Here is a 24,503-nt window from a genome sequence, read left to right as displayed (position 1 = left end):
GGCGGAGATTTTCAGCCGGCCCGGTTGTCGTCAGCGGCGCCGAGCCCCAGCGGGTTCGAGGCGTCCGGCTGGCCAGCGTCGATGGCCAGCGTCTTGGCCCGCTTGCTCTGGATTTCCCGGATCGTGATGTAGAGCGTCGAGACCACGATCACCCCGGCTCCGACATAGGTGAAGGCGTCGGGCCATTCGCCGAATACGACCAGACCCGCGATGATCGACAACACCAGCCGAGCATAGTCGATCGGGGCCAGGACGGCGGCCTCGCCGACCGCCATCCCTTTGATGAACAGCACTTGGTTGGCGGCGCTGAGCAGGCCGATCAGAAACAGCGGGATAAGATCGGCGGGGCTGGGCCAGCGCCAGTCGGCCAGGGCCAACGGCAAGCATAGCAACTCGCCCATGATACTGGACCAGACCAGGATCGAGCTCGCCGACAGATCCCGGGTCAGGGATTTCACGCCCGTGATCGTGCCGGCCAAGCACAGGGCCGAGACGAGCGCGGCCAGGTGAGGCCAGCCCAAGGCGGTGTCCGCGCCCCAAGGGCGCATGATGATGACGACGCCGATGAAGCCGACCACCACTGCGGCGATCCGGCTTGGGCCGATCGTTTCGCGAAGGAACAGCGCCGCCAGCAGCACGACCCATAGCGGCCGGGTGAACGACAGGGCGTTGGCCTCGGCCATTGGCATGGCTTCGTAGGTGTAGAGCAGCAGGACCATGCCCACCGTGGCGAGCAGTGAGCGCACGAACAGGGCGGGCATCGTCGCGCGGGGCACCAGCAGCACCTGCCGCGGGCTGCGGAGCATGAAGGGGATGGCGACGATCAGCGACCCGGTCTGCCTATAGAAGTTCTGCAGGTGCGAGGGGTAGTCGCCGCTGAGGTGCTTCACCAGGGTGGTCATGCCGACGAAGGTAACGGCCGAGAGCAGCAGCCACACGGCGCCCTGAACGTTGGGCGCCAGGCGCGAGAAGGGGCCCTTCAAGCGGATGTGTCCTCATAACCCTTCAGCACATAGGTCATGCGGCCGCCAGCCAGCATCAGGCCGCTGAACAGGTGGAGCTCGACGATCTGCTCCTCGCTGAAATGTAGGCGCAAATGGTCGTAGACCTCGTCGCCAAGCGAAAAATAATCGCCGGCGAAAAGTTCGGCGAAACGCAGGGCGGCCTGTTCGGACGGACTGAAGCGCGGATCGGACCAGTCGCTGCAGGCGACGACCTCAGCCTCGCTGACGTCGTCGGACTTGCGGGCGATTTGGCAGACCGGACAGGTGGTGATCGAGGCGATCTTCAGGCGGACCAATTCCCGAAGGCGGTCCGGTAAGACACCGCGCTCGTGAATCTCCGCCATCGTCGCGAGCCAGGCGTTGGCCGCGGCCGGCCGGTGAGCCCAGATCTGCACCGGTAAGGTGTTGGAAAGCATCCGCGTCGCGGTTCCTCGTTCGATCGAAGCGCTGAGCGGTTCTGGCAGGGCCTCCAGGGGCAGGGGCGCGACGCGGGCCACGATCAGCCCTCGTCTTCGCAGAATTCGAAGATCGCCCCGCCCAGTTCGGCCGGATCGACGCGCAGCAGAGCGCCGCCGACGGCCTGGCAGTCCTCGATGTGTTCGAATTTCACGCCCAGGGCGGCCAAGCGTTCAGCCTTGGCCTCAAGGCCGTTGACCGAAATGCGGATGTAGTGCGGCCCTGGCCCCCAATTGTGCAGGTAGCGGCCCGTCGGGCTGTCCCACTTCGTGGGTTGGATGACATCGAGCGTCGCGCTGGTTCCCAGATTGAAGCCGATGCGGGCGCGTTTGTAGCCCTCGCGGTCCAATTGCTCGACCGAACCGGCCGGTTGTAGATCCAGGTTCAGGTCTAGACGGCGCAGGACATCGTCGAGGTCGCGCACCAGGAAGCCACGGCCGACGACCCGCACCATGTCGCCAGGCTTGGGGTCGCGAGGGCGCGGCGGGGGGACGTTGAACGCCTCGGCCGGCATTTGAATGGCCGCCAGGGGGATGACCTCGATGCACAGCCCGCCATCGACGGACGGCTCATAGACGGGCTTTTCCGGCGTGCAGCCGACCCACAGTCGATCGAACGGCATTTCCGGCGTCAGCTGGGCCAGACGGAAGGGCTGACCCTTGCTCTGCAGGTGCTCGATCACGCCGCCGATGTTGTCGGAGACCAGGACCGTGGCGTGGGTCTTGATGGGCCGGAACGGGCCCTGAAAATCCTCGAGACTCTTGAGAAAGCCTGGGAACATCGGATCGCCCTGATTGGGGAAGTCCAGGTGGCCCTGGGGTTCGACGCGCGTGGGCGACACCGCCAGCGATTTGTGCACCCTCAGGAAGTGGGCGATATAGGGATGACCCGGAAAGGCCTGGCGCCAGTTCGCATGGCCGTGGATTTCCAGTTTGCTGACGATCTGTTCGGCCGTCTTGTCGGCGTCGTGGACCATCAGATCGCCGCTGAGCAGCAGGTCATAGAGGCTCATCTTGTTCTCCCTTAGCGTCGGCCGCGCGGCGCGCTGGCCGTTCGTTGTCTTCAGTCCCTGACCAGCAACAGGCTGCCCGCGAGCGGCCCGCCGCCGGCGGCGCAGACCGCTACGCGCGGATCGCGGATCTGGCGTTCGCCCGCGCGCCCCCAAAGCTGGGTGCACGCCTCGTGCACGTAGCCCAGCCCGTGTGTTCGTCCGCCCGACAACTGACCCCCGTTGGTGTTCAAGGGCAGTTCGCCATCCAGCGCGATGCGGTGGCCGCCCTCCACGAAGGCGCCGCTCTGCCCCACGGGACAAAGGCCCAACCCCTCAAGCCACATCAGCGTCAGAATGCTAAAGCCGTCATAGAGCTGGGCGGTGTCCACGTCGGCGGGCTTGAAATCGGTGCGAGCCCACATGGCCGCGGCGGCGTCGGGCGCTGCGTTGGCGGTGAGATCGACCTGATCCCAGAGATAGGGCTGGTTCATCGCCGCCCCGATCGCCTCGATACGCACCGGTCGATTGCGCAGATCCTTGGCGATGTCCTTGCGCGACAAGACGATGGCGGTCGAAGCATCGCAGTGGACATCGCAGTCGAACATCCGCAGCGGCGTGGAGATCATCTTCGAGGCGAAGTAGTCGTCCATCGTCATCGGCTTGCGCATGACGGCCTTGGGGTTGAGCAGGGCGTTGCGACGGGCGTTGAGGGCGATCTGGGCCAATTGCTCGGGCGTGGTGCCGTACTTGCGCATGTGGCTGTGGGCGTACATGGCGGTGATGTTGACCACCGACAGCACGTTGAACGGCGTGCACCACTGCCACATGAAATTGCCGTCGCGCGCGCCGGACTTCGCCGCGAGACTCTGGTCCTTGCTGCCGCTCAGGCGGTTGCTCGACTCGGTGATGGTGCGAAAGACCAGAACGTTCTTGGCCAGGCCCGTGGCGATCGCCATGGCGCCGTTCATCACGCCGGCGAGCGGCCCGGCCGCCTCATAGCCGCCGCTGAACCAGTTGCATTGCAGGCCCAGCATGCTCAACACCGCCAAGGGACCGACGGGCGAGAAACTGCTGCCGTTGGCGTTGTCGCCAGGCCAGGAACAGACGCCGTCGATGTCCTTGGGAGTGAGGCCGGCGTCGGCGATAGCCTCCAGCGCGGCATCCACCGTCAGCTCCATGGCCGAACGCGACGATGGGCGGCCCACTTCGGACTGCCCTACGCCGACGATGGCGACGTCCTTTTCGAGGATCCGAGCGCCCATTAGGCTTGCGCCCTTTCGAACAGAGGCACCCAGACGTCCTCGATGTTCTCGAACACGACCGTCACGGGCATGCCGATCTCGACCGCCTGAGGCGGACAATTCACGATGTTGGACAGAAAGCGCAGGCCCGCCTGCTCCTCCAGCTCGACGATGGCGACGACATAGGGCTCGCTGAGGTCGGGAGTCCAAGCCTGGTGATTGATGGTGAACGTCAACACCCGACCGCGTCCCGACACCGCCGTGGGCGCGACGTTGAGGCTGGAGCAATGGCGACAGATCGGCGCTGGAGGGTGAAAGAATTGCGCGCAGTCGCCGCAGCGGTGCATCCGCAGTTCACCGACCTCGCCGCCGGTCCAGAACGGCTGCGTCTCGGCGTTGAGCAGGGGAAGTTTTCTCATCGCCGCGCCTCCCGAATGTGTTGAAGGGCGGCCATCTAACGGCCCGTGAAGACGGGTTGGCGTTTTTCCTTGAAGGCGGCGGCGGCTTCGCGGCGGTCGTCGGTCGACATCAGGAGGACGAATAGATCCTTCTCGAGTTTCAGTCCGGCGCGAAGATCCATTTCAAGACCATCGCGTGCGGCCTCCTTGACGTAGGCCAGAGCCGAGGCGGGCTTGGCGGCGATGCGCTCGGCCAAGACCTGGACTTCGTCGATCAGGTGATCACCCGCCGTCGCCAAGCGTGAAACCAGGCCGATGCGATGGGCTTCCGCCGCGTCGATCCGCTCGCCGGTCAGCAAGAGATCGAGCGCCCGGCCAAGGCCGACGATCCGCGGCAGGCGTTGCGTGCCGCCGCCGCCCGGGATCAAGCCGAGGCTGGTTTCGGGCAGGCCGAACACCGCGCTTGGCGCGGCGATCCTCATATCGCACGCCATGGCGATCTCGAGGCCGCCACCCAGGCAAAAGCCGTGAATGGCGGCGATCACCGGTTTGCGGACCCGATCCAAGGCCTCGATCCAGCCGGGAGTCATCCCAGCCCTGAGCGTCGGCAGGGAGGTCGCGTCGCTTTGCGCCTTGATGTCGGCGCCGGCGCAAAAGCCGCGCTCGCCAGCGCCCCGGATGACGATCACGCCCATTTCGGGATCGCTGTCCAGCTGCTCCAGCGCCTGGGTGACTTCGAGACGCAGGGCGGGATTGATGGCGTTGATCTGCCCAGGGCGGTTCAGAACGATCCAGCCCACGCGATTGACGCGCTCGATCTGGACGGTTTGTTCGATGGCTCCATCCGCCATGGTCATCATGCTCCGACGCGACCGGCCAGCCGTGCGCGGCCGCATTCGCTGTCCTGGGAATTGCGAGGTGGGAAACTCATGCCGCGGCCTCGACGGCAAAGCGCTGGGAGCGGCGCGCGGCCAGCCAGGCGGCCAAGAAATGCACGCCCGACCACAGGCTAAAGCCCATCACCGCGGCGATGCCGATCTTCAGGGAATGGGGACCGCCAACGCGATCGCTGACCACGCCGACGACCAACGGACCAACGCCGTAGCCGACAAGATTGGTCACGGCCTGCACGGCGGAGACGACAACGCCCCGCATGCGCGGCTCCACGCCGGTGACCAAGATCGCATAGGCGGGGGCCGTAAACCCGCGCGAGACGATCTCGAAGACGATGAAGGCTACAGCCACGACGGTTAGGGAAGAACCCAAGGCGAAGACGAGACCCGAAGCGCAAGCCAGAGCGCACGCGACCATTGGAGCGGCCGGCAAGGCCTGGACGCCCCAGCGACGGACAACCGCGTCCCCAACGGGACCGCCGACCAGAGAGCCCAAGGCGCCAAAGAGGCCCACGCCCAGGCCCGCCATCAGGCCGGCCTGAGGGAGGGTGAAGCCTTGGGTGCGCACCAGGAAGGAGGCGGCCCACACCGGCACGCCCGACATGGCCAAGGAGGCCAGGCCAATGCCGACGAAGGCGTGGAAGACCGCTGGGTTGGCGGAGACAAACCGCAGGGTCTGGAGAAAGGACGGCGCGGGGCCCGCGCCGCCTTGGGCCAAATCCCGTTCCCGCCGCGGCTCGCGAACAGTCAGGATGATCAGGATCGCCAAGATCAGCCCCGGTGCGCCGGCGACGAAGAAGGCGGCTCGCCAGCCATAGTGGGCGGCGATCACGCCGCCAAGCACGAGGCTGATGGCCGTTCCGAAGGCGGTGCTGGTCCAGAACACGCCCATGGCGGTGGAGCGGCGGCTCTTGGGAAAGAGGTCGGCGATCATCGACATCGCCGTGGGCGCGGCCGCTGATTCAGAGGCGCCGACAGCAAGCCGGGCCAAGACCAAGGCGGTGTAGTTTTGCGCAAGCCCGCACATGGCGGTGCAAAGGCTCCAGACCGCGACGACGGCCGCCAGCAGCTTGGTCCGGTTGACCCGGTCGATCAGCCATCCCATCGGCAGGCCGGTAAGCGCATAGGTTAGCCCGAAGGCTAGCCCCGTCAGCAGGCCCAGCTGACCATCCGAGAGCTTGAATTCGGCCTTCACCGGCTCGATCAGGATCGACATGGCTGTCCGATCGATCGAGTTCGAGACGTAGACGAGTGTCAGGATCACAAGGGTGTACCAGGCGCCCTTGACCAGCGCGGGAGGAGGGGACGCGTTCACGACCGCGAGCCCGCCATGCGTTGGCAACGAGGTTGGGGGGGCGTGCGTAGGCTGACGATCACGGGTATCCTCCGGACGCGGTCTGGGCAGCGTCTCTTTCGGTGACGCTAGAACGGCCGACGTAATTCGGCAAGCGAAACGCACTTCTGGTATCAGAATAATGCGATTGTTTCCCGTCGGTCCGCTGACTAGATAGAGTCCTGCGGACCATCAGGCGTTCGCGCCATTCACGCGAGGTTCCCGTGCGCGCGCTGACGAGCTTTGAGCCTGGCGGCCCTGAAACCCTGAAGATCCGCGATGTGGACGAGCCTTCGCCTGGGCCAGGTCAAGTCGCTGTTGCCGTCCAGGCCTGCGGGGTCAATTTCCCGGATCTGCTGGTCATTGAGGATAAGTATCAACTGCGGCCGGCGCGGCCGTTTTCGCCGGGCAGCGAATTGGCCGGCGTGGTGCGCGCGATCGGCGAGGGTGTCACCGCGCCGGGCGTGGGTGATCGGGTTTCGGCGTCGCTGCCGTTCGGCGCGATGGCCGAGGTGGCCATCGTGGCGGCGGACCGGTGCACTGTTCTGCCTGACGCCATGTCCATCGAGGAAGCTGCGGCGTTGCAGGTGACCTATGGAACCGTCTTTCACGCCCTGGTGGGCTGCGCAGGCATGCGGCCGGGGGAAACGCTCCTGGTTCTGGGCGCCGGCGGCGGTGTCGGCCTCGCGGCCGTGGAATTGGGGAAGGCCCTAGGCGCTCGCGTGGTCGCCGCGGCGTCTTCGCACGACAAGCTCGAAGCCGCCCGCGCGGCCGCCGCCGATGCGCTCGTGCATTATCCGGGCGCGTTCGAGGGTGTCGCTCAGGCGAGGGCCTTTACCGAGGCCGTGCGGGCCGCCAGCGGCGGGGAAGGGGTCAATGTCGTCATCGACCCGGTCGGGGGAGCCTATGCAGAGCCGGCATTCCGCGCCATCGCCGCGCAGGGGCGGTATCTGGTCGTGGGCTTTGCGGCCGGAATCCCGGCGATCCCGCTCAATCTCGTCCTGCTCAAGGCCGCCCAGATCATCGGCGTTTTCTGGGGGGCCTACATGGCGCGCGACCCTCAATCCGGCGCGCGGGACATGAAGGCGTTGCTGGACCTCTATCAGGCGGGCAAGATCCGGCCGCGCATCTCCGAGCGCTATGCGTTGGAGGAAGGTGGAAGGGCGATCGCGCGGCTGGGCGCGCGGGGTGTGACCGGCAAGATTGTCGTAACCGTATCAAGTTCTGAAAACAGAACGAAAGACTAATATCAGAATTGTTCTGGACCAAAGAGGCCCGCCCAACTATGGGTGACCCAGTGGCCTCGCATGGCGAAGCGCGCGGGTTTGGCCCGCCTTCAGGGCAACTGAATGGCGTTGGCGCAAGTCCAGGGACGGAACGTGATGTCTGTCTCCTTCGCCGCCTGGGCTGTGGCGACGGGCGGCGGATGATCGCCAGGTGGACGGAAAGATCAAGATGACCAAGACGATCGAAGCAGGATGGCGGACTGGCCCTCGCGACACGCCGGTCGCCGCTTTGCGCCGCGCCGTCGCCGCGCATCCCGACAAAGTCTTTCTGGACTTCAGTGGCGAAAAGCACACCTACGCCGCGTTCGATCTGGCGAGCAACCGTTTCGCTCACGAGTTGAAGGCCCTGGGCTTGGCCGCCGGAACGCCGATCGTCTCGATGCTCGACAACAATGTCGACGCGGTCACGACCTGGATCGCGGCCAACAAGATCTCCGCGATCAGCGTGCCGCTGAACACCGCGCTGGTTGGGCAGTTTTTGCGCCACCAGATCGAGGACGCTGGCGCGCTCCTGCTGGTCTGCGAGGCGCGCTACCTGCAGCGCGTCCTCGATATCGAGGATCAACTGACAGCGCTAAAGACGGTGTTGGTCCGCGGCGCCTTCGAGCCCGCGCCAGGTTCGGCCCTGACGATCGTCTCGCTCGACGACCACCGGGGTGGCGACGACAGCGCGTTCGAGGATCTGCCCGATCCCGGAGCGCTCAATGCGCTGATCTACACCTCGGGGACCACGGGCCCCTCCAAGGGGTGCATGATCACCGGCAATCAGATGTGTCACTTCGCGCGCATGCTGACGCGGTCAGCGCCGTTCGGACCGGACGACATCTACTGGACGCCCTTGCCGCTGTTCCACATGAACGCCATCGCCACCGGGGTGGTGTCGGTGATGCTGGTCGGGGCCACGATTTCGTTCGCGCCCAAGTTCTCGGTCTCCGGCTTCTGGCCGGCGATCGAAGCGTCCGGCGCGACCGTTGTCTCTATCCTGGGCTCGCTGGGGACCTTGCTCGCGCGCGCCGAGGAGCATGAAGCCATGGCGCGCTGCTTTGGCCAGGTCCACACGGTGAAAGGCAATCCTTTCCCCGAAGACATCAAGCAGATCTGGCGCGAGCGCTTTGGCGCTAAGAAGATCGGATCCAACGTCTATGGTCTGACCGAGGGATTGCTGACCTCGATGCCGGCCGACGGCGCCTATGCGGAAGGCTCGTCGGGCAAGGCCGCGCCAGAGCTAGACGTGCGCATTTTCGACGACAACGACAACGAAGTGCCGGTCGGAGTGTCCGGCGAGGTCGTGTGCCGCCCGCTGATGCCCGACATCATTTTCAAGGGTTATTGGCGTCGACCCGAGGACACCCTCAAGGTCATGGGCAACATGTGGTTCCATACCGGCGATATCGGCCGGTTCGACGAGGATGGTTTCTTCTATTTTGTCGATCGCAAGAAGGACTACCTTCGCCGGCGCGGCGAGAACATCTCCAGCTTCGAGATGGAGACCTCGATCCTGGCCCACCCAGCGATCGAGCAGGTGGCCGTGCACGCCGTGCCATCGAAGCTCCAGGAAGACGACCTCAAGGTGACGGCCAAGTTGAAGCCGGGCGCCGTCCTGTCGGAGGAGGCGCTCTGCCGATGGCTAATCGAACGCGTCCCCTACTACGCGGTGCCGCGCTACATCGAGTTTCGTGCGGAGCTGCCGGTCAATCCGCAGGGGCGGGTGCTGAAGTTCCAGCTTCGCGACGAGGGCGCGACGCCAAACACCTGGGACATCGAGACCACGGACATCAAACCAAGCCGATAACTCAAGGCCAGCTGCGAGGTATTTTATCCTGACAGCAGAATTAAATTCTTCCATCAGATTAAAGCGATTGACTTAAATGCGGAGCTGAGTTCCCTTCCGCTTATAAGCGATCGTGCGAGTTCGTTGAAATCGTCCAGATCGTGGCCGCGCATAGCGCTCAAGGGAGGGACGATCCATGACCAATTCCAGCTGGAAATCGGCGCTTTGCGCGGGCGTTTCGCTTGTTTTCCTGCCCTCGATCGCTAGCGCTCAGGCCGCTCCTCAGGCCGCTCCTCAGGCCGCTCCTCAGGCCGCTCCTCAGGCCGCGCCCACCGGCCTTGAGGAGGTGATCGTCACCGCCCAGCGCCGGGAGGAGCGCTTGGCGGACGTGCCCGTCGCGGTGACGGCCTTCGGCGCGCGCGAGCTGGAACGGCGCCAGATCACGGACGTCCGCGCCCTGACCGAGAACGCGCCGTCGATCACCTTTACGGCCACGCCCTATGGGAACAACGACCTGATCCTGGCGATCCGTGGCGTCGCGCCCGGCGGCGTCCTGCCCAACGTGGATCAGGCGGTAGGCACCTATGTCGACGGCATCTACTACGCCCGTCCTGAGGGCAGCAATCTGGCCATGGTGGACATCGCCTCGGCCGAGGTCCTGCGCGGTCCGCAAGGCACGCTGTTTGGCCGCAACACCATCGGTGGGGCGCTGAACATCACGACCAACAAGCCGACTTACGACTTTGGCGGGTCGCTGAAGCTGGGATACGGCAACTACAACGCCATCTCCGGAACCGGCGTGGTCAATCTGCCGATCATCGCCGACAAGCTGGCGGCCCGACTGGTCTACAGCCACGTCGAGCACGACGGATACGGCTACAATCCCACGCTCGCGAGCGATGTCGCCGATCAGAACGACGACTATATCCGCGCCAGCCTCCGCGCGGACCTGACCTCCCGGATGCGGCTTGACGTCAGCTTCGATCACTATGCCGGCGCCAACCATCAGCCGCTGTGGGTGCTCAACGCCTATCAGCCTGGCCTGACGGCCGCGCAATATGCGCCCTATGTGGCCGCGCCGAAGTCGCGCACCAGCTACGCGGGCTACAATCCCCTCAACCAGTCCAAGGTCTACGACTGGACCGGCACGCTCACCGCCGACCTCGGCTTCGCCACCCTCAAGGCGATCTCAGGGTATCGCAACATCGATTTCGAGGGCGCGGCGGACCTGGACGGCACGCCCTTCCCGACCGCTGACGTCCGCACCTTCGAATTGGACGGCCACCAGGTTTCGCAGGAGCTTCAACTCTATGGGACCACCCTCGCCGACCGGCTGACCTGGACCGCCGGGGCGTACTATTTCCGCGAGAAGATCCGCAATTCGCCCATCACCCGCGTGCCCACCGCCATTCAGGACAACACGATCCGACCGACCAATGAATCGGTCAGCCTGTTTGGCCAGATCGGCCTGGAAGTCCTGCCGCGCCTGCGTCTCACCGCCGGGCTGCGGGCGGTCAAGGACACGCGCAGCATGGTCTATACGCCCGCGCGCTTTGCCGTCTCGGCGGCCAATTCGACCAATCCCGAACCGCCCGCCTCGGCGGTGACGCCGGCGGCCTGCCCCTTTACGGCCATCGGCCTCAACGCCGCGCCCGGCGGCTGCCTCTACACGCCGCGCGACATCCACTTCAACACCGTTCCGTTCACGCTCGGCGTCGACTACCGGCTCCCTGGAGATGGTCTGCTGTATGGCAAATTCTCCAAGGGCTACCGGTCGGGCGGCTTTCAGCAGGCCAGCGGCACGACCGCCGCGTTCTACACGCCGTTCGGCGAGGAGAGCGTGGGAAGCTATGAGGCCGGCGCCAAGCTCACCTTCTTCGACAAGCGCCTCAGGATCGGCGCGAGCGGCTATTTCTCGACCTTCTCGGGAATTCAGCAGAACGCCATTCTTTCGGCCAGCCCGGTGATCATCGCCGTGCTGAATTCGGGTAAGGCCGAGATTTATGGCGGCGAGTTCGAGGCGACCGCGCTTGTGGGCCGCCTGCGCCTCAACGCGGCGCTTGGCTTGATCCATCCGGAATTCACCGACGGGCCCTACAAGGGATCGGCGGTGCCAACCGTGGCCAAGACGACCGTGGCGCTCAGCGCCGACTACCCGGTCGACCTGTCGGCCGGGCGGTTGGACCTGCATGTCGACTACAATCACCGCTCCGAAGTCTACTTCCTCAACACCGTCACCATCACTGGAGCGGGCCCGGTTCCCCTGACCGACTTTCAGCGAAATTCCGTTCGTCAGGGCGGCTACGGGCTGTTGAACGCCCAGGCGTCCTTCACGCTGGCGCGGGCGCCGGTCACCGTGGCCTTCTACGGCAAGAACCTCACCAACGAATATTTCGGCGCGCGCTCGGGATCCTTCGCCGCCAGCAACTTCAACACGGTGGTGATCGGCGCGCCGCGCACCTACGGGGCCAGTGTCTCCTACGCCTTCTGACAAACGCGCCCGGCTCGCGCCAAACTCTGCGGCGCGGTGATCCGGGCGGACCGCGCTTCCCGGCTCGCCTGCCGATCGCAAGGAAATCACGATGCGATTGTTGTCCTTTGATCTGAACGGCGCGCCGACCGCTGGCGTGCGTCTCGGCGATGAGGTGATCGATCTGGGTGTCGCCGCGCCGGATTTGCCGCGAGACCTCCGCGGGTTGCTGGCGGCTGGTCCCCAGGCCCTGGCGGCGGCCGAACGCGCCGCCGCCGCCGCGCCCGGCCACGCCCGTCACCCGCTCGAGAGCGTGCGCCACCTGGTGCCCATCCCTCGACCGGACAAGATTATCGGCCTGGGCAAGACCTACATGAAGCACGTCGCCGAAATGAACGCCGAGGCGTCGACGTTTCCAGGCATGTTCCTGCGCGCGCCCGATTCCATGGTCGCCCACAACCGGCCTATCTGGCGGCCGGAAGTCTCCGACACCCTCGACTACGAGGGCGAACTGATGGTTGTCATTGGCCGGGGCGGGCGGATGATTCCGCGCGAAAGCGCGCTCGAGCACGTCGCCGGCTATGCCTGCCACAACGACGGCAGCGTCCGCGCCTACAACTACATTCCTTCGGCGGTCACCGCCGGTAAGAACTTCCTCAACACCGGCGGGCTCGGTCCCGAGATCGTCACCGCTGACGAGTTGCCGCCAGGCTGCAAGGGCTTGCGGCTCACCACCCACGTCAACGGCGAGCTGCGGCAGGGCGCCGACATCGCCGAAATGCATTGGGACGTCGCGCACCTGGTTCACCTGATGTCGACGATCTTCACGCTCTATCCCGGCGACTTGATCGCCACCGGAACGCCTTCCGGCTGCGCGGCGGCGTCGGCCAGCCCCCAGTGGTTGACGCCGGGCGACGTGGTGCGCGTGGAGATCGAGGGCGTCGGGACGCTGGTTAATCCGATCGTGGACGCGCCCCGGGCAGGGGCGGGCGACCAAGGCTAGCGCACCATCATCAGACCGCCATCCACAGCCAGGGTCTGGCCGGTGATGAAGCGCGAGGCGTCGCTGGCCAGGAACACCAGCACCGGCGCCATATCCGTGTCCGGGTCGCCGAGCCGGCCGCCCAGCGGGATCATCATGGCCATGCCCCGGTCGTGGGCCTCAAGCTGCTCGGGCGACATGCCCGCGCGGGTCGTGTCGTACATCGGCGTCCACATGCCGGGCGCGACCGCGTTGACCGAGACGCCATAGCGTCCCCACTCCTGGGCGATCGTGCGCGTCCAGGCCAGGACCGCGCCCTTCGACGCGGCGTAGTGGGCGCAGCCGCGCAGGCCCGTGGCGCCGGCCGCGGATGCGAAATTGACGATACGGCCGCCGCGCGCCTTGAGGTGGGGGAAGGCGGCTTGGTTGGCGATCATCGTGCCCTTGGCGTTAACGCCAACCACAAGGTCCCACTCCTCGTCGGTGATCGCCTCCGCTGGCGTGTAGCGCTGGATCCCGGCGACATGGACCAGGACATCAAGCCCCCCCATCTCATCGACGGCCCGATCGATGGCCGTCGTCGCCGAAGCGCGCGAGGACACGTCACACAGATCGAAGGTCAGCCGCCCAGCGTCCCTAACCTCTGGCGCGCCGGCCGCGGCGACCGAAACATCCAGACCGCAGACTCTCGCGCCGGCTGCGGCCAACGCCCTGGCGGCGCTGGCGCCGATGCCGCGCGCCGCGCCCGTGACGATGATCTTCTTTCCCGAAAGGGTGGCTGTGTCTGTCATGCCGGTCTCGTCTGTCCGTGTGCGGAGAAGTGGTGGCGTTTGGCGGGCGCTTGATGAGGTTTGGCGGCGCGTGTGGCGAAAGCGCGACCGATCGTCGCTCTATGGAATGATCTTCTTATCTCAGATTTTTATTCTTGCGACAGATTTCCAATTCTGTTTAGTTTGACCGTAAACATAGTGGTCGCTGGCGGCCATAAAATGCGGGGGCGCTAGACCCCCGAGGGGAGGTTTCGATGCCATTCAGGACCAATCAACCTGTGTCCAAATTTCTGTGGCGCGGAAGCGCGCTGGGCCTGCTGGCCTGCACGGCGCTGACGGCGCCTGCGTTCGCCCAGAGCGCCGCGCCTCAAGCCTCGCCCCAGTCGGACCAGCTGGAAGAAGTCGTCGTCACCGCCCGCCGGCAGGAGGAAAATCTCCAGAGCACGCCGGTCGCGGTCACCGCGATCGGGGCCGCCGCGCTGGAGCGCGCCCAGGTGGCCGACGTCACCGATCTCCAACGCACAACGCCCAGCCTCTCGATCGCCACCGGCGCGCCTTCCGCGTCGGGTTTCGCCTTCGTGGCTATGCGCGGCCAAGGCAACCTGCAGGCCCTGGTCTCCAACGACCCGGCCGTCGCCATCTATGTCGATGGCGTCTACATTCCGCGGCCCTCCCAAGGGCTCACCGACCTGCTCGACCTGCAGCGCGTCGAAGTCCTGCGCGGGCCGCAGGGAACGCTGTTTGGCCGCAACACCATCGGCGGCGCGGTCAACATCCTGTCCGCTGACCCGACCGGGGAGTACAGCGGCCTGGTGAAGATCGAGGCGGGCAACTACGGCCAGTACGGCGCCAGCCTCGTGCTCAATGGCGGCCTGACCGACAAGATCTCCGGCCGGCTGGTCGCCAACACCAAGAGCCGCGACGGGTACGGCCAGGACATTCCGCTGGGCCGCGACATCTGGGCCCAGGACAGCGATTTCGTTCGCGCCAAGCTCAAATACGAAGACGGTCCGGTTCGCCTGATCCTGTCGGGCGACTACAACAAGATCAAGGACAACGGCCAGTTCACCGCGCTGCATGCCTATGCGCCGGAGCTGTTTGGACCCACCGGCTCGTTCGGGCCGTTCGGTCTGGCTTCGACCTTGAACGCCTCCCTGCACAATCGCGGCTTCTACGACAGTTACGCGACGGGCTTCTTCGTCCCGACGAGCAATCCCAACTTCGCCAGCCTGCCGGCCAATGTCCGGGCCATGTACTCGATGCCGCTGGGCAATCGCCTGGAGGCCTATGGCTTTGGCCTCAACGGTTCGGTGGACCTGGGCGGCGTGACCCTGAAGTCGATCACTGGCTATCGCTTCAGCGATACCGACGGCGTCGTCGACACTGACGGCACGCCCGCCCCGATCCTGACGACCTGGGCCGGCTACAGCTCCAAGCAATGGTCGCAGGAACTCCAGATCAACGGGGGCGTCGGCGAGAAGTTCACCTACATCGCGGGCGGCTATTTCTCCGATGAGAAGGGCCAGGAATTCAGCCGGTCGCAGAACTTCGGCTTCCTGCCGTATTCGGCCACCACCCGTCCCTATGCCGGCCTGGCCGGGCAAAACCTCGCCGACGTGCACAATCGCTCGGTCGGCGTCTTCGGTCAGGGCTACTATCAGCTGACCGAGGCCGTCCGGCTCGCGGGCGGGCTTCGCTGGACCTGGGACGATCGCGACACCAAGCTGTATAATTATTCCACTTGGGGCGTCGCCACGACGTGCAACCTGCCCAACCCGGATGTCGCGGGCGTATGCGCCCAGACCCAGAAGACCAGCTTCGACTATCCCGCTTGGACATTCGGCATCGACTGGCAGGTCAATGACGATGTGTTCGCCTATGTGCAGACGCGGCGGGCGTCCAAGTCTGGCGGCTGGAACACGCGCGCCGGCGGCCTTCCGGCCTTCCGGCCCGAGACCACGCGGGACGTCGAAGCGGGCCTAAAGGCCACATGGTTGGAAAACCGCCTGCGCACGAACATCGCCGTCTTCCACTCCTGGCAGTCGGACGTTCAGCGCAACGCCGCGGCGCTGACGCCGGCTGGGGCCAGCACCCAATTCATCGTCAACGCCGGCGACGCCCGGGTCTATGGCGTGGAGCTGGAAGGCGCCTACCGTCCGTGGACGGGCATGGAGCTGACCAGCAGCCTCAGCCTGATGAACGGCAAGTATAAGAGCGGATCGTTCATCGAGCAGCAGTCCGTGCCGGGCGCGTCCTTGACGGGCTGCAAGGCCGCGGGCGCCTCGTCGATCTGCCCGGTGGACCGGAGCGGCGAGGAATTGCCGCAGCTTCCCAAGGTTCAATTCAACCTGGGCGCCACCCAGACCCTGCCCACCTCGTTCGGGCGCGTGTCGCTGCACGCCGACTACGCCTATCTGGGCAAGCAGTTCTATAATCCGGTCACGCCGGCCGCCCAGCAATCGGCCACGACCCAGGGCATCTATGCGACGGCGAACGTCCTGACCCGCACGCCAGGCTATGGTCTGCTGAACGCCCGCTTTACCGTCGAATTCGACGCTCACAACATCGAACTGGCCATCTACGGGAAGAACCTGACCAAGAAGGAATACAACGTCCGCCAGTTCGCCGACGTCTATGCCGCGGGTCTTGGCTTTGCGACGGACTTCATCGGCGAGCCGCGAACCTACGGAGCCTCCCTCACCAAGCGTTTCTAATCCCGCAGTTCCGCTCGGGGCTGACTGGCCGTCGACCGCTTAACGGTCCGGCGGCCTTTTTCATGCGCAACGTCCGGCCGAAAAGAGTTTCGCCGACGCAAAAAGGGCCCCCATCGCGCGATGGGGGCCCTGCGCTTCGCGCCGCGGCGCAGCGGAAATGGGGCGCGAGCGCCTAGGGGGCGTCCCACACCACATGGACCGCGTCCGGGCCGCGCAGGGAGACACCTCGCACCTCCGGACGGGGGTGAGCCGGGTCCAGACGCAGATTGGGCAGCATGTCCAGAAGGAGACCGACCGCCTCCTCGATCTCCACCTTGGCCAGCCACATCCCGACGCACATGTGTGCGCCAAAACCAAACCCGAAGGCCGCCATCTGCTTGCGGTCGATGTCGAACGCGTCGGGATTGTCGAACACGGCCTCGTCGCGGTTGGCCGAGGCGACGCAGGCCGAAATGATCGCGCCCTTGGGGATGGTCACGTCCTGCAGCGTGACCTCGGTCTGGCACTCGCGGACCTTGAACGTGGCCACCGCGTCGTGGCGAACGCTTTCGTCCAAGACCTTCCGCATCAAGGTCCGATCCGCTCGCAGGCGCTCGAGCACCTCGGGGTGGTCGAACAGATGGGTCATCATGATCGCGAAGGTCCTGGAGGTGGTTTCCGACGCGGCGGGCAGCATCATCCGCACGAAATTGGTGATCTGATGATCGTTCAGGGTTCGGCCCTCGAACTCGGCTCGGATCAGCCGGCTGATCAGGTCCGCGCCCTCGGCGCCGGAAGCCCGGCGGGCCTGGACGGCGGCCAGGGTCGGGTCATAGAGCTCTTGGAAGGCCTGAAAGGCGGCGCGTTTCGCCTCCGGGTCGTTGGCCATGCCGCCCAGCACCTTCAGCGCCTTGGTGGCGAAGGCTTCGAGCGCGGCGGGATCGTCGTCCTGGAAGCCCAGGACAGCGTAGACCACGTGGATGGGGAACATCACGCCGACGCTGCCGATCAGCTCGGCCTTGCCCAGCGGCACGAGCGGCTCAACGAACGAGCGCTTGATCAGGGGGCGGATATAGGTCTCGCGCCATTCTTCCATGACCGCGGGCGTGAACGAGGGTTGCAAGATGCCGCGCAGCTGCCGGTGCTCATCGCCGTCCAGCCCCGTGATCATCAGCCCGTCGAGGAACGGACCCAGGCCCGTCTCCATCAGGATCCCGCTGGTGAAGGTCTTGGTGTCGCGCAACACCTTCATGACGTCGGCGTGCTTGAAGATCGTATAGATCGGTCGGCCGGTCTGGCCCGCGAAGGAGGCCGCGCCCAGTTCGGCGCAGATGTCGCCCTCCATCACGGGCAGGTTGTTTCGATGGTGGCGATAGATCGCCTCGAGGTTCTTGTCGTTGCCCGCGAACAGGGCGCCGACGTGGGCGAAGCCGTCGGCGAGATCCTTGTTCGGAGCTATCTGGGCGGTGCTCATCGGTGTTCCTTCCCGGAAGTTCGGCCCGCTGCGCGGACTCGGATTATTTCAAATGCAGAATGGTATTCTAGAAAAGAAGTCCATGGGAATTGGGCTTCGGGTCTTCAGTGCCGTGGATCGCGCTGACCGCGCCCGGATCGGTGTAGTCTCGCCATCGAACGAGCCGGCCGTCGTCGTCCAACTCGAAGACGCCCGCGATCGAGAAGGCGCCGATCTCGCGCCCGTCGGCGGCCAGGAGGCGATCAACGCGCTCGGTCAGGACGACATTGCCGGTCGCGGCGATATGTAGCGTTTCCGCGATGATTTTCGCATAGCCCATGCTGGCCTCGAACTTCGCGCCCAGCGCCAGGGCCTCCTCGGCGCCGACCGTGCGCGACAGGCCCATATTGATCCATTCCGTATCGGCCCGAAAAAGATCGCGGATGGCCTGCTCGAGCCGCGCGGGTCCCTCGGACCAGGCGTCCAGAAAGGCTCGGACAATATCGATCGGCGCGCGGCTCATCGGGCGCATTCCTTGAAAATTCTGAAACTGGAATTGAATTTCATGGCGCGATGCCGATGGCGCTTTGCTAGGCTGCGCGCCGACGGCGGCGAGCGCCGCAGGCAACCGATGGAGCCCACATGACCGACGCGATCACCGCCATCCCCCTGACCCGCATCGGCGGCGAGCCGGACGTCCTGGCCAACCATGCCGGCAAGGTTCTGCTGATCGTCAATGTCGCTTCCAAATGCGGATTGACGCCGCAATACGAGGGGCTCGAGGCGCTCTATCGCGCCAAGCAGGCCGAGGGTCTGGAAGTGTTGGCGTTCCCGGCCAACAACTTCAACGGCCAGGAACCGGGCGCCGACGACGAAATCGCCAGCTTCTGCAAGACCAGCTACGACGTCAGCTTTCCGCTCTACGCCAAGATCAGCGTCAAGGGCGACGACATCCACCCGCTGTACGCGGGGCTCACGGCCTTGAAGCCGGAGGCGACCGGCGATGGGCCGATGCGCGAGCGGTTGAAAGGGTATGGCATCGCCACGGGCGGTCCGGGCGAGGTGGTCTGGAACTTCGAAAAATTCCTGGTCGGCCGTGATGGCCAGGTCATCGACCGGTTCGCACCGGATGTCGACGCGGCCGACCCGCGTCTGGTCAGCGCGGTGAACAAGGCGCTGTCGGCGGACTGAGGTCCGCCGCCCATGGCGAAGGGGGAGGGGGCCCTTCGCCATGGCGCCTAGCGCACCTTCGCGGTGATTTTTGCGTGGGGACCCGACACCTGGGCGGCCCAGGCCGCGGAGGCGTCGGCGAAGTCATAGTCGACATAGTCGATGATCAGCTTCTGAGCCTTCTGCATTGCCAACAGCCGCCGCCAGATCGCTTCGCGATCGGCGGGCGGACGCTGTCCGGTGCCGATGCAGGTGAGGGTGCGAAACAGCAGGTCGCCGATGTTGAGTTCAACCACCCGGCCCGCGCCGGTGCCGATGGTGATCAGCCGCGCGCCCCACTTGGTGGCCTTGACCGCCGACAAGAACGGCTTGCCGAAGACAAGATCGAGCACGATGTCGAAGCCATCCCCGCCGCTGGCGGCCTTGAGCGCTTCGGTGTCGTTCTCGCCGCCCAGGGCGACGCCGGCGTCGGCCAGGCCGCGTTCGACGAGCCGATCCAAGGCGGCCGGGTTGCGGGCGGCGGCCACGATGCGACCCGCCCCGAGGCTTCGGGCCAACTGCAGGCCGATCTGTCCCAGGACGCCCGTGGCGCCGAGGATCAGCACGCTCTCCCCGGGCTGGATGTTAGCCGCTTCCAACGGCACCAGAATCCCGGTGCCTGCGATGCCCATGGTGATGGCGGTGCGATCGTCGATGTCGTCGGGGACATCCCAGACCTCCGCCGCCGGGACCAGGGTCTTTTCCGCCCAGGCCCCCCACGGCGCGATCGAGCGTTCGCCGAAATAGACCCGCCGTCCATCCTCAGCGCGGCCAACGCCCTCGCCGCGGATGACGCAGGGATATTCAACGCCGAGACGATAGGCGCCCAGGACGTCCCAGCCCCCGAGCCCGGCGGTGTCGACGTCGATAAGGACCGATCCCGCCCGCGCCGTCGGTTCGGGAAAATCCTGAAGGACCGGAGCGACTCCGTTGCCGGAGATGACGGCGGCGCGCATGTGGCAAATCCTGGATTGGTCTTGGAGCCAAGATTGGCGGCGGCCTGGCTCACCGGACCGCCACCGATCAGGGCTGTGTCAGCTCAGAGGAAGATGGCGAGGTTCGGGAAGCCCAGCACCGTCTGGTCGACGATGATTTCCCGCCGCGCCAGCTTGAAGCTGGCGCCATGGCGTCGCAGCAGGTCGTGCCGGACGCAGCTGAGGAACAGCAGATTGGTTTCCTCGAAGCGGCTGCGGCTGCAGAGCAGGTAGCTCTTCACCTCGAACTCGTCGGGATTGTCCGTCGACTCGACCAGAATGTTGGTGATCAGACGTCGCGTGCGAGACGGCGGATCCTCGGCCCAGGCGCTGCGGGTGTCGGTGATGCGTCCGACCCGGCCCCGGATCGAGGCGTAGGTTTCGTCGAAGTGCATCACGGTCCGGACGATGGAGGCCGCGTTCTGGCTCAGGGGCCGGGTTTGGCGCACCGGGCAGGTGTAACGCAGATCGGTGTCGAGGCGCTCGAGCCATTCGGCGAGCCGGATCTCGTCGAGCAGCCAGGCCTCCTCATAGAGAAACTCGGCGATCTGATTATAGGCGGGCGAGCCCACGGGCACGCGATTGGCTCGGAAAGCGTCCGGCGCGACGGCGGTGTCGGCGGGAGCGGTGACGTCGATGGTCATGGCGGTCAGGTCCTGATGATGGCGGCGATGATCAGAGCGAGCTGTTCATCAGGTCGCGGTAGGCCAGCCACCAGTTCCACTGGGTGTCGTCCTTGGTGAACCCTTCGTAGACCAGGGCCGGGCCGGGCCAGTCGGCCCGCGGAGGCGTGGTGCAGACGGCCTGATACTTCATCGTGATGTTGCGCGCGGCCGCGCCCTTGGCCGTTTGGGTGATGTGGGGCCAGGTGTCGGAGTCGTCCTGCTCGACCATGCCCGAGGTGCCCAGCATCCGGACCGCGAACTGCAGGGCCTTTTGCTTGTGCTCTTCGGGGGCGTCCTTCTCGGCCAGGATGAAGTTGCAGAACTCCAGCTCGTCCGGACCCTTAGGAATATAGGTGTGCAGGGAGGTCAGGCCGATGATCTCGCCATCGGGCTGAGGCACATAGATGAAGGCGATCAGGACGTTGGGGAACATCCCGCCGACCTGCGGCGGGCTGTCGACCAGCAGGCCCAGCTGTTCAGGCGTCAGGTTGCGGATCAGCTGGGGCAGCATTTCCTTGGTGATGCCGGGCGGCGGCACGATCGCCAGCTTCTCCTCGAGCGTCAGGTTCCCGTCGCGGAAGCCGGCGGCCTGCTTGAACTTGTTCGCCGCGGGCATGCACCGCAACGCATGGCCCTGGAGCGAACTGACTTCGGTGCCGTACATCGAGGTGGTCAGGTCGCCATCGCCGAACTTGGCGAACTCGCCAAGCCAACGGTGCAGCGTCAGGGTGTGGAAGCCGTCGGCGGCCGACTGTTCGCAGGCGGTCTTCCAGTTGGCTTTAATCGTGAAGCGCTGCGGAGGGCCGAGAACTTCCAGGCCCCGATCCGTGCGCTGGAACAGCATGTCGTAGTACCACTTCATCTCGCCGAGGAACTCGTCGAACGAGGGGCCGTCAAGATTCCAGGTCGCGAAGATCAGGCCCCCGTAGAGGTGGGTGCGCGCCTGGGTCAGGCCGAGCTTTTCCTTGGGCAAAATCGTGCCGTGCATCTGCTCGGCGGCGACGGGCGCGCCAATGAAGTCGCCGTCGTTCTTGAACGCCCAGCCGTGATAGATGCAGGTGTGAACCTTGGCGTTGCCCGCGTCGCTGGTGCACACGCGCATGCCCCGGTGCGGGCACACGTTGAGCATAACCCGAATCGAGCCGTCCTTCTGACGCGTGATCAGCACCGGGTCCGAGCCCATCAGTCGCGTGATGAAGTCGCCCGAGTTCGGGATCTCGCTCTCGTGGCCCAGCAGCAGCCAGGTCTTCCCGAACACCTTGCGCATCTCGATGTCGTAGAGTTCCGGGTCCGAGATCGCCCGAAGTTGGACCTCGCGCGTCTGCACGTTGATCAAGTCGTCGATCGTCGTCCCGTCGGAAAGCGTCGTCCGTGTCCGGTCCAGCATGGGTGTCCTCCGCAGCGCTAGGCGCCATATAATTTTGAACAGAGGTGGCATTTCTGTATAGAAAATGCAACTGTTCGATTCAGTGAGGAACGACGGGCCGCTGGCCCTCCGGAGAAGCCCCAAAGGGGCGCCCGGCACGGAGGAAGGTTATGAGTTCAGAAGCGACCCCGCATCGCGTCAGGGCGGACCGAAGCGCCTGCTGCGGCTATGGCACCTGCGTGGAGATCTGCCCCGAGATCTATCAGCTCGAGGGGGGGCTTGTGGTTGTGACCACTGACATCGTGCCCGCCGAGCTGTTGGAACGGGCGATCGAAGGCGCGGAGTCCTGCCCCCAAGGCGCCATCGTCGTGGAAGCCGTCGAGGGATGACGGCCGTCTCAGACGTTGCGAGCAGCGCGGTCGCCGCCCCAACCCGCGCTTCCGGCCGGCCAAGGCTGCCCGGGCTGTTGTCGCTGTCCTTGTTGGGCGTGCCGCTAACGGCGCTGTCGCTGCCGCTCGTCGTCATGATTCCGGAACACTATGCGACCGTTCTGGGCCTGCCGCTGGCGGTGATCGGCCTGATCTTCACCGGCGTGCGCGTGTTCGACATCGTCGTCGATCCGCTGCTCGGCGCGGCGATGGATCGAACCCGAACCCGCTGGGGCCGCTATCGCCCATGGCTGGTCCTGGGCGCTCCGGCGCTCATGTTGGCCGTCTACCTGTTGTTCATGGCCAAGCCAGGCGTGGGACCGCTCTATCTCCTGGTGACCCTGACGGCCAGTTTTCTGGGGTGGTCGGTGCTGTCGCTGGCGCAACTGGCGCTCGCCTCCGGCCTGGCGGCTGGCTACGACGAGCGCTCGCGGGTCTATGCCTGGCTTCAGTTCGCCTCCCTGCTCGGCATCCTGACCGTGATGGGTTTTCCGATCATCTCGGCCAAGCTTGGCGGAACCGGCTTGCCGCCCACCCAGCTCATGGGGTGGATCATCATCGTCCTGACCGCGCCGGCGGTGGCTTTGGCCGCCTGGCGCGTTCCGGAGACCCCGCTCGTCGCCCAAAGGCATATCGTCGGGATCAGAGCCTATCTGGCCGTGGTTGGCCGCAAGGCCGTCTTCAGGATCGCCGCCATCGATCTCCTGTTTGGCCTTGGGTTTGGCACCGCCTCGGCGATGCTGGTGTTCTTCGTGACCGCCGCCAAAGGGCTGGAGCGCAGCGCCGTCGGCGTCGTGCTGATCGCCCAGGTGGTCACGGCCATGATCACCGTACCCGCCGTAGCCTGGCTGGCGCGGCGGCTCGACAAGCATTTCGTGCTGGGAATATCGGGCCTTCTGGCCGCCATCGTCAGCGTGGCGTTCATCTTCCTGCCTGACCACAACCTGCCGGCGATGGCGCTGGGCATGATGGGGTGGGGGCTGTCGTTCGGCGCCTTCAACCTGCTGCCGCGCGCGATGATGGCTGATGCGGGCGACGAACTGCGGCTCGAATCCGGCTCGGATCAAACCGCCGTGCTCTATGCGCTGTTGATCAGCAGCTGGAAGTTGGGCGGCGCCCTGGCGGTCGGCCTGGCCTTCGCCGCCCTGGCCCTGGTCGGCTACAAGCCCGCGCTTTTGGGCGCGAACACACCACAAGCCATCACTGGCTTGGAAATGGTGTTTGCGGGGCCTTCGGCGGCGCTGTTCCTCCTGGGGGCGTGGCTAGCCCTCACCTACCCGCTGACGCGCGAAAAGCATGCGGCTATCCGCCTTGAGCTGGACGCGCGTGACGCGGCGAGCGGAGGACCGGCATGACGCGTCGACTGGAAGGGCGGGTCGCGCTCATCTCCGGCACGGGGGGCGGCCAGGGCCGGGCCGCGGCGCTTCGGTTCGTCGCGGAGGGCGCGGTGGTCGCCGGATGCGACGTCAACGCCGAGGCCGACGCCGAGACCGCGCGGCTGGTCGCCCAAGCGGGAGGGCGCATGACCACCATGGCCTGCGATCTTGGCGACCTTGACGGCGCGCGGGCCTGGATCGACCAGGCCGTCGCCGACTATGGCAAGATCGATATTCTCTACAACAACGCCTCGGCCGCGAAGTTCGGCTTGATCGCCGAGCTTTCGATCGAGGACTGGCGCTACACCCTGCGAAACGAGCTCGACCTCGTCTTCCTGACGACGAAGTTCGCCTGGCCCCATCTGGCCAAGCACGGGGGGGTGATCATCAATGTGGCGTCCACGGCGGGATGGCAGGGTTCGCGCGGCAACGGAACGATCGCCCACAACGCCACCAAGGGCGGTGTGGTGGCGATGACCCGGCAGATGGCGCTGGAGGGCGCGGCGGTCGGCATCCGCGCCAACAGCATCAGCCCCGGCTTCGTCGTCACGCCGGGAACGCGCGCCTTTGTCGAAAACCCCACCGTCCGCGCCCAGCTGACCGCCAATATTCCGCTCGGCCGTCCAGGCGAGCCGGAGGATATCGTCGGCATGGCCGCCTTCCTGGCCACCGACGAGGCGGCCTTCATCACGGGCGCGGACATCATCATCGATGGCGGCACGACCGCCTGTTAGCCAAGCGACA

The 24,503-nt window shown here is 65.7% G+C and carries 22 protein-coding genes; 9 read left to right on the top strand and 13 right to left on the bottom strand.

Features of this window, described 5'->3' with window-relative positions:
• Positions 1-11: 11 nt before the first annotated feature.
• The 7 genes from AC1RNC_RS21650 to AC1RNC_RS21620 form a co-directional block, all read right to left on the bottom strand.
• Entirely contained in the window at positions 12-983 is a 972-nt protein-coding gene (locus tag AC1RNC_RS21650; protein ID WP_231737574.1) for a DMT family transporter, read from the bottom strand.
• The gene (locus tag AC1RNC_RS21645) at positions 980-1,501 is read right to left on the bottom strand and encodes a carboxymuconolactone decarboxylase family protein (protein ID WP_062099303.1); all 522 of its coding nucleotides are present in this window, start codon (positions 1,499-1,501) and stop codon (positions 980-982) included. The genes AC1RNC_RS21650 and AC1RNC_RS21645 overlap by 4 nt, the downstream gene beginning before the upstream one ends.
• A gap of 2 nt (positions 1,502-1,503) precedes the next feature.
• Entirely contained in the window at positions 1,504-2,472 is a 969-nt protein-coding gene (locus AC1RNC_RS21640) for a VOC family protein (protein WP_062099301.1), read from the bottom strand.
• Between the two features lie 50 nt (positions 2,473-2,522).
• On the bottom strand, positions 2,523-3,713 hold the full coding sequence (locus tag AC1RNC_RS21635; RefSeq protein ID WP_062099299.1) for a thiolase family protein: 1,191 nt from the start codon (positions 3,711-3,713) through the stop codon (positions 2,523-2,525).
• Positions 3,713-4,111 carry a Zn-ribbon domain-containing OB-fold protein gene (locus AC1RNC_RS21630; RefSeq protein WP_062099292.1) on the bottom strand — a complete coding sequence of 133 codons (399 nt, stop codon included), beginning with the start codon at positions 4,109-4,111 and terminating at the stop codon, positions 3,713-3,715. Before AC1RNC_RS21630 ends, AC1RNC_RS21635 begins: the two co-directional genes overlap by 1 nt.
• A 35-nt stretch (positions 4,112-4,146) precedes the next feature.
• A complete protein-coding gene (locus AC1RNC_RS21625) occupies positions 4,147-4,941 on the bottom strand; it encodes an enoyl-CoA hydratase/isomerase family protein (RefSeq protein ID WP_156447815.1) in 795 nt (264 codons plus the stop codon).
• Positions 4,942-5,017: 76 nt separating this feature from the next.
• Complete coding sequence (locus AC1RNC_RS21620; RefSeq protein ID WP_492888297.1) at positions 5,018-6,298, bottom strand: MFS transporter; 1,281 nt, start codon at positions 6,296-6,298, stop codon at positions 5,018-5,020.
• A gap of 242 nt (positions 6,299-6,540) precedes the next feature.
• On the opposite strand from AC1RNC_RS21620, the gene AC1RNC_RS21615 reads away from it, so the two are divergent.
• The 4 genes from AC1RNC_RS21615 to AC1RNC_RS21600 all read left to right on the top strand — a co-directional run bounded on the left by AC1RNC_RS21615 (position 6,541) and on the right by AC1RNC_RS21600 (position 12,846).
• The gene (locus tag AC1RNC_RS21615) at positions 6,541-7,563 is read left to right on the top strand and encodes an NADPH:quinone oxidoreductase family protein (RefSeq protein WP_492888296.1); all 1,023 of its coding nucleotides are present in this window, start codon (positions 6,541-6,543) and stop codon (positions 7,561-7,563) included.
• Positions 7,564-7,771: 208 nt separating this feature from the next.
• On the top strand, positions 7,772-9,394 hold the full coding sequence (locus AC1RNC_RS21610; RefSeq protein ID WP_062099286.1) for an AMP-binding protein: 1,623 nt from the start codon (positions 7,772-7,774) through the stop codon (positions 9,392-9,394).
• Between the two features lie 175 nt (positions 9,395-9,569).
• Positions 9,570-11,864 carry a TonB-dependent receptor gene (locus tag AC1RNC_RS21605; RefSeq protein ID WP_492888295.1) on the top strand — a complete coding sequence of 765 codons (2,295 nt, stop codon included), beginning with the start codon at positions 9,570-9,572 and terminating at the stop codon, positions 11,862-11,864.
• Between the two features lie 91 nt (positions 11,865-11,955).
• Positions 11,956-12,846 (top strand): fumarylacetoacetate hydrolase family protein, encoded by an 891-nt coding sequence (locus AC1RNC_RS21600; RefSeq protein ID WP_492888294.1) that lies wholly within the window; start codon positions 11,956-11,958, stop codon positions 12,844-12,846.
• On the opposite strand, the gene AC1RNC_RS21595 is transcribed toward AC1RNC_RS21600, so the two are convergent.
• Positions 12,843-13,616 carry an SDR family NAD(P)-dependent oxidoreductase gene (locus AC1RNC_RS21595; protein ID WP_492838780.1) on the bottom strand — a complete coding sequence of 258 codons (774 nt, stop codon included), beginning with the start codon at positions 13,614-13,616 and terminating at the stop codon, positions 12,843-12,845. The two genes, AC1RNC_RS21600 and AC1RNC_RS21595, sit on opposite strands and share 4 nt — an antisense overlap.
• 257 nt (positions 13,617-13,873) lie before the next feature.
• On the opposite strand from AC1RNC_RS21595, the gene AC1RNC_RS21590 reads away from it, so the two are divergent.
• Complete coding sequence (locus tag AC1RNC_RS21590; protein ID WP_492838781.1) at positions 13,874-16,309, top strand: TonB-dependent receptor; 2,436 nt, start codon at positions 13,874-13,876, stop codon at positions 16,307-16,309.
• 172 nt (positions 16,310-16,481) lie between these two features.
• Here AC1RNC_RS21590 and AC1RNC_RS21585 read toward each other — a convergent pair whose 3' ends face one another.
• Complete coding sequence (locus AC1RNC_RS21585; protein WP_492888293.1) at positions 16,482-17,762, bottom strand: cytochrome P450; 1,281 nt, start codon at positions 17,760-17,762, stop codon at positions 16,482-16,484.
• Between the two features lie 67 nt (positions 17,763-17,829).
• Positions 17,830-18,369 carry a limonene-1,2-epoxide hydrolase family protein gene (locus AC1RNC_RS21580; protein ID WP_492888292.1) on the bottom strand — a complete coding sequence of 180 codons (540 nt, stop codon included), beginning with the start codon at positions 18,367-18,369 and terminating at the stop codon, positions 17,830-17,832.
• A gap of 14 nt (positions 18,370-18,383) precedes the next feature.
• Here AC1RNC_RS21580 and AC1RNC_RS21575 point away from each other — a divergent pair, with 14 nt between their 5' ends.
• Positions 18,384-18,932: a glutathione peroxidase gene (locus AC1RNC_RS21575; protein WP_492888291.1), complete on the top strand. Its 549-nt coding sequence runs from the start codon at positions 18,384-18,386 to the stop codon at positions 18,930-18,932.
• Positions 18,933-18,979: 47 nt separating this feature from the next.
• Here the strand turns inward: AC1RNC_RS21575 and AC1RNC_RS21570 are convergent, their stop codons facing one another.
• The 3 genes from AC1RNC_RS21570 to AC1RNC_RS21560 form a co-directional block, all read right to left on the bottom strand.
• Positions 18,980-19,906: a quinone oxidoreductase family protein gene (locus AC1RNC_RS21570; protein ID WP_492888290.1), complete on the bottom strand. Its 927-nt coding sequence runs from the start codon at positions 19,904-19,906 to the stop codon at positions 18,980-18,982.
• A gap of 83 nt (positions 19,907-19,989) precedes the next feature.
• The gene (locus AC1RNC_RS21565; protein ID WP_492888289.1) at positions 19,990-20,568 is read right to left on the bottom strand and encodes a 3-phenylpropionate/cinnamic acid dioxygenase subunit beta; all 579 of its coding nucleotides are present in this window, start codon (positions 20,566-20,568) and stop codon (positions 19,990-19,992) included.
• A 31-nt stretch (positions 20,569-20,599) separates the two neighbouring features.
• A complete protein-coding gene (locus tag AC1RNC_RS21560; protein ID WP_062097840.1) occupies positions 20,600-21,976 on the bottom strand; it encodes an aromatic ring-hydroxylating dioxygenase subunit alpha in 1,377 nt (458 codons plus the stop codon).
• 149 nt (positions 21,977-22,125) lie between these two features.
• Here AC1RNC_RS21560 and AC1RNC_RS21555 point away from each other — a divergent pair, with 149 nt between their 5' ends.
• Genes AC1RNC_RS21555 through AC1RNC_RS21545 form a run of 3 tightly spaced genes read left to right on the top strand, consistent with a single transcriptional unit; the run spans position 22,126 to position 24,493 of the window.
• Entirely contained in the window at positions 22,126-22,344 is a 219-nt protein-coding gene (locus tag AC1RNC_RS21555) for a ferredoxin (protein WP_062097838.1), read from the top strand.
• On the top strand, positions 22,341-23,738 hold the full coding sequence (locus AC1RNC_RS21550; protein ID WP_492888288.1) for an MFS transporter: 1,398 nt from the start codon (positions 22,341-22,343) through the stop codon (positions 23,736-23,738). The genes AC1RNC_RS21555 and AC1RNC_RS21550 overlap by 4 nt, the downstream gene beginning before the upstream one ends.
• On the top strand, positions 23,735-24,493 hold the full coding sequence (locus AC1RNC_RS21545) for an SDR family NAD(P)-dependent oxidoreductase (RefSeq protein WP_492888287.1): 759 nt from the start codon (positions 23,735-23,737) through the stop codon (positions 24,491-24,493). Before AC1RNC_RS21550 ends, AC1RNC_RS21545 begins: the two co-directional genes overlap by 4 nt.
• Positions 24,494-24,503 lie beyond the last annotated feature (10 nt).

Source organism: Caulobacter sp. GW822-FHT01G02 (assembly GCF_058802865.1).
This window is presented reverse-complemented; position numbering and strand designations above follow the sequence as displayed.

What these genes read in the sequence shown, in the direction of transcription:
- AC1RNC_RS21600 (WP_492888294.1), top strand. Translation starts at nt 11,956, where the DNA reads ATGCGATTGTTGTCCTTTGATCTGAACGGCGCGCCGACCGCTGGCGTG.
- AC1RNC_RS21605 (WP_492888295.1), top strand. Translation starts at nt 9,570, where the DNA reads ATGACCAATTCCAGCTGGAAATCGGCGCTTTGCGCGGGCGTTTCGCTT.
- AC1RNC_RS21610 (WP_062099286.1), top strand. Translation starts at nt 7,772, where the DNA reads ATGACCAAGACGATCGAAGCAGGATGGCGGACTGGCCCTCGCGACACG.
- AC1RNC_RS21545 (WP_492888287.1), top strand. Translation starts at nt 23,735, where the DNA reads ATGACGCGTCGACTGGAAGGGCGGGTCGCGCTCATCTCCGGCACGGGG.
- AC1RNC_RS21565 (WP_492888289.1), bottom strand. Translation starts at nt 20,568, where the DNA reads ATGACCATCGACGTCACCGCTCCCGCCGACACCGCCGTCGCGCCGGAC.
- AC1RNC_RS21640 (WP_062099301.1), bottom strand. Translation starts at nt 2,472, where the DNA reads ATGAGCCTCTATGACCTGCTGCTCAGCGGCGATCTGATGGTCCACGAC.
- AC1RNC_RS21595 (WP_492838780.1), bottom strand. Translation starts at nt 13,616, where the DNA reads ATGACAGACACAGCCACCCTTTCGGGAAAGAAGATCATCGTCACGGGC.
- AC1RNC_RS21570 (WP_492888290.1), bottom strand. Translation starts at nt 19,906, where the DNA reads ATGCGCGCCGCCGTCATCTCCGGCAACGGAGTCGCTCCGGTCCTTCAG.
- AC1RNC_RS21560 (WP_062097840.1), bottom strand. Translation starts at nt 21,976, where the DNA reads ATGCTGGACCGGACACGGACGACGCTTTCCGACGGGACGACGATCGAC.
- AC1RNC_RS21550 (WP_492888288.1), top strand. Translation starts at nt 22,341, where the DNA reads ATGACGGCCGTCTCAGACGTTGCGAGCAGCGCGGTCGCCGCCCCAACC.
- AC1RNC_RS21575 (WP_492888291.1), top strand. Translation starts at nt 18,384, where the DNA reads ATGACCGACGCGATCACCGCCATCCCCCTGACCCGCATCGGCGGCGAG.
- AC1RNC_RS21635 (WP_062099299.1), bottom strand. Translation starts at nt 3,713, where the DNA reads ATGGGCGCTCGGATCCTCGAAAAGGACGTCGCCATCGTCGGCGTAGGG.
- AC1RNC_RS21625 (WP_156447815.1), bottom strand. Translation starts at nt 4,941, where the DNA reads ATGGCGGATGGAGCCATCGAACAAACCGTCCAGATCGAGCGCGTCAAT.
- AC1RNC_RS21585 (WP_492888293.1), bottom strand. Translation starts at nt 17,762, where the DNA reads ATGAGCACCGCCCAGATAGCTCCGAACAAGGATCTCGCCGACGGCTTC.
- AC1RNC_RS21555 (WP_062097838.1), top strand. Translation starts at nt 22,126, where the DNA reads ATGAGTTCAGAAGCGACCCCGCATCGCGTCAGGGCGGACCGAAGCGCC.
- AC1RNC_RS21630 (WP_062099292.1), bottom strand. Translation starts at nt 4,111, where the DNA reads ATGAGAAAACTTCCCCTGCTCAACGCCGAGACGCAGCCGTTCTGGACC.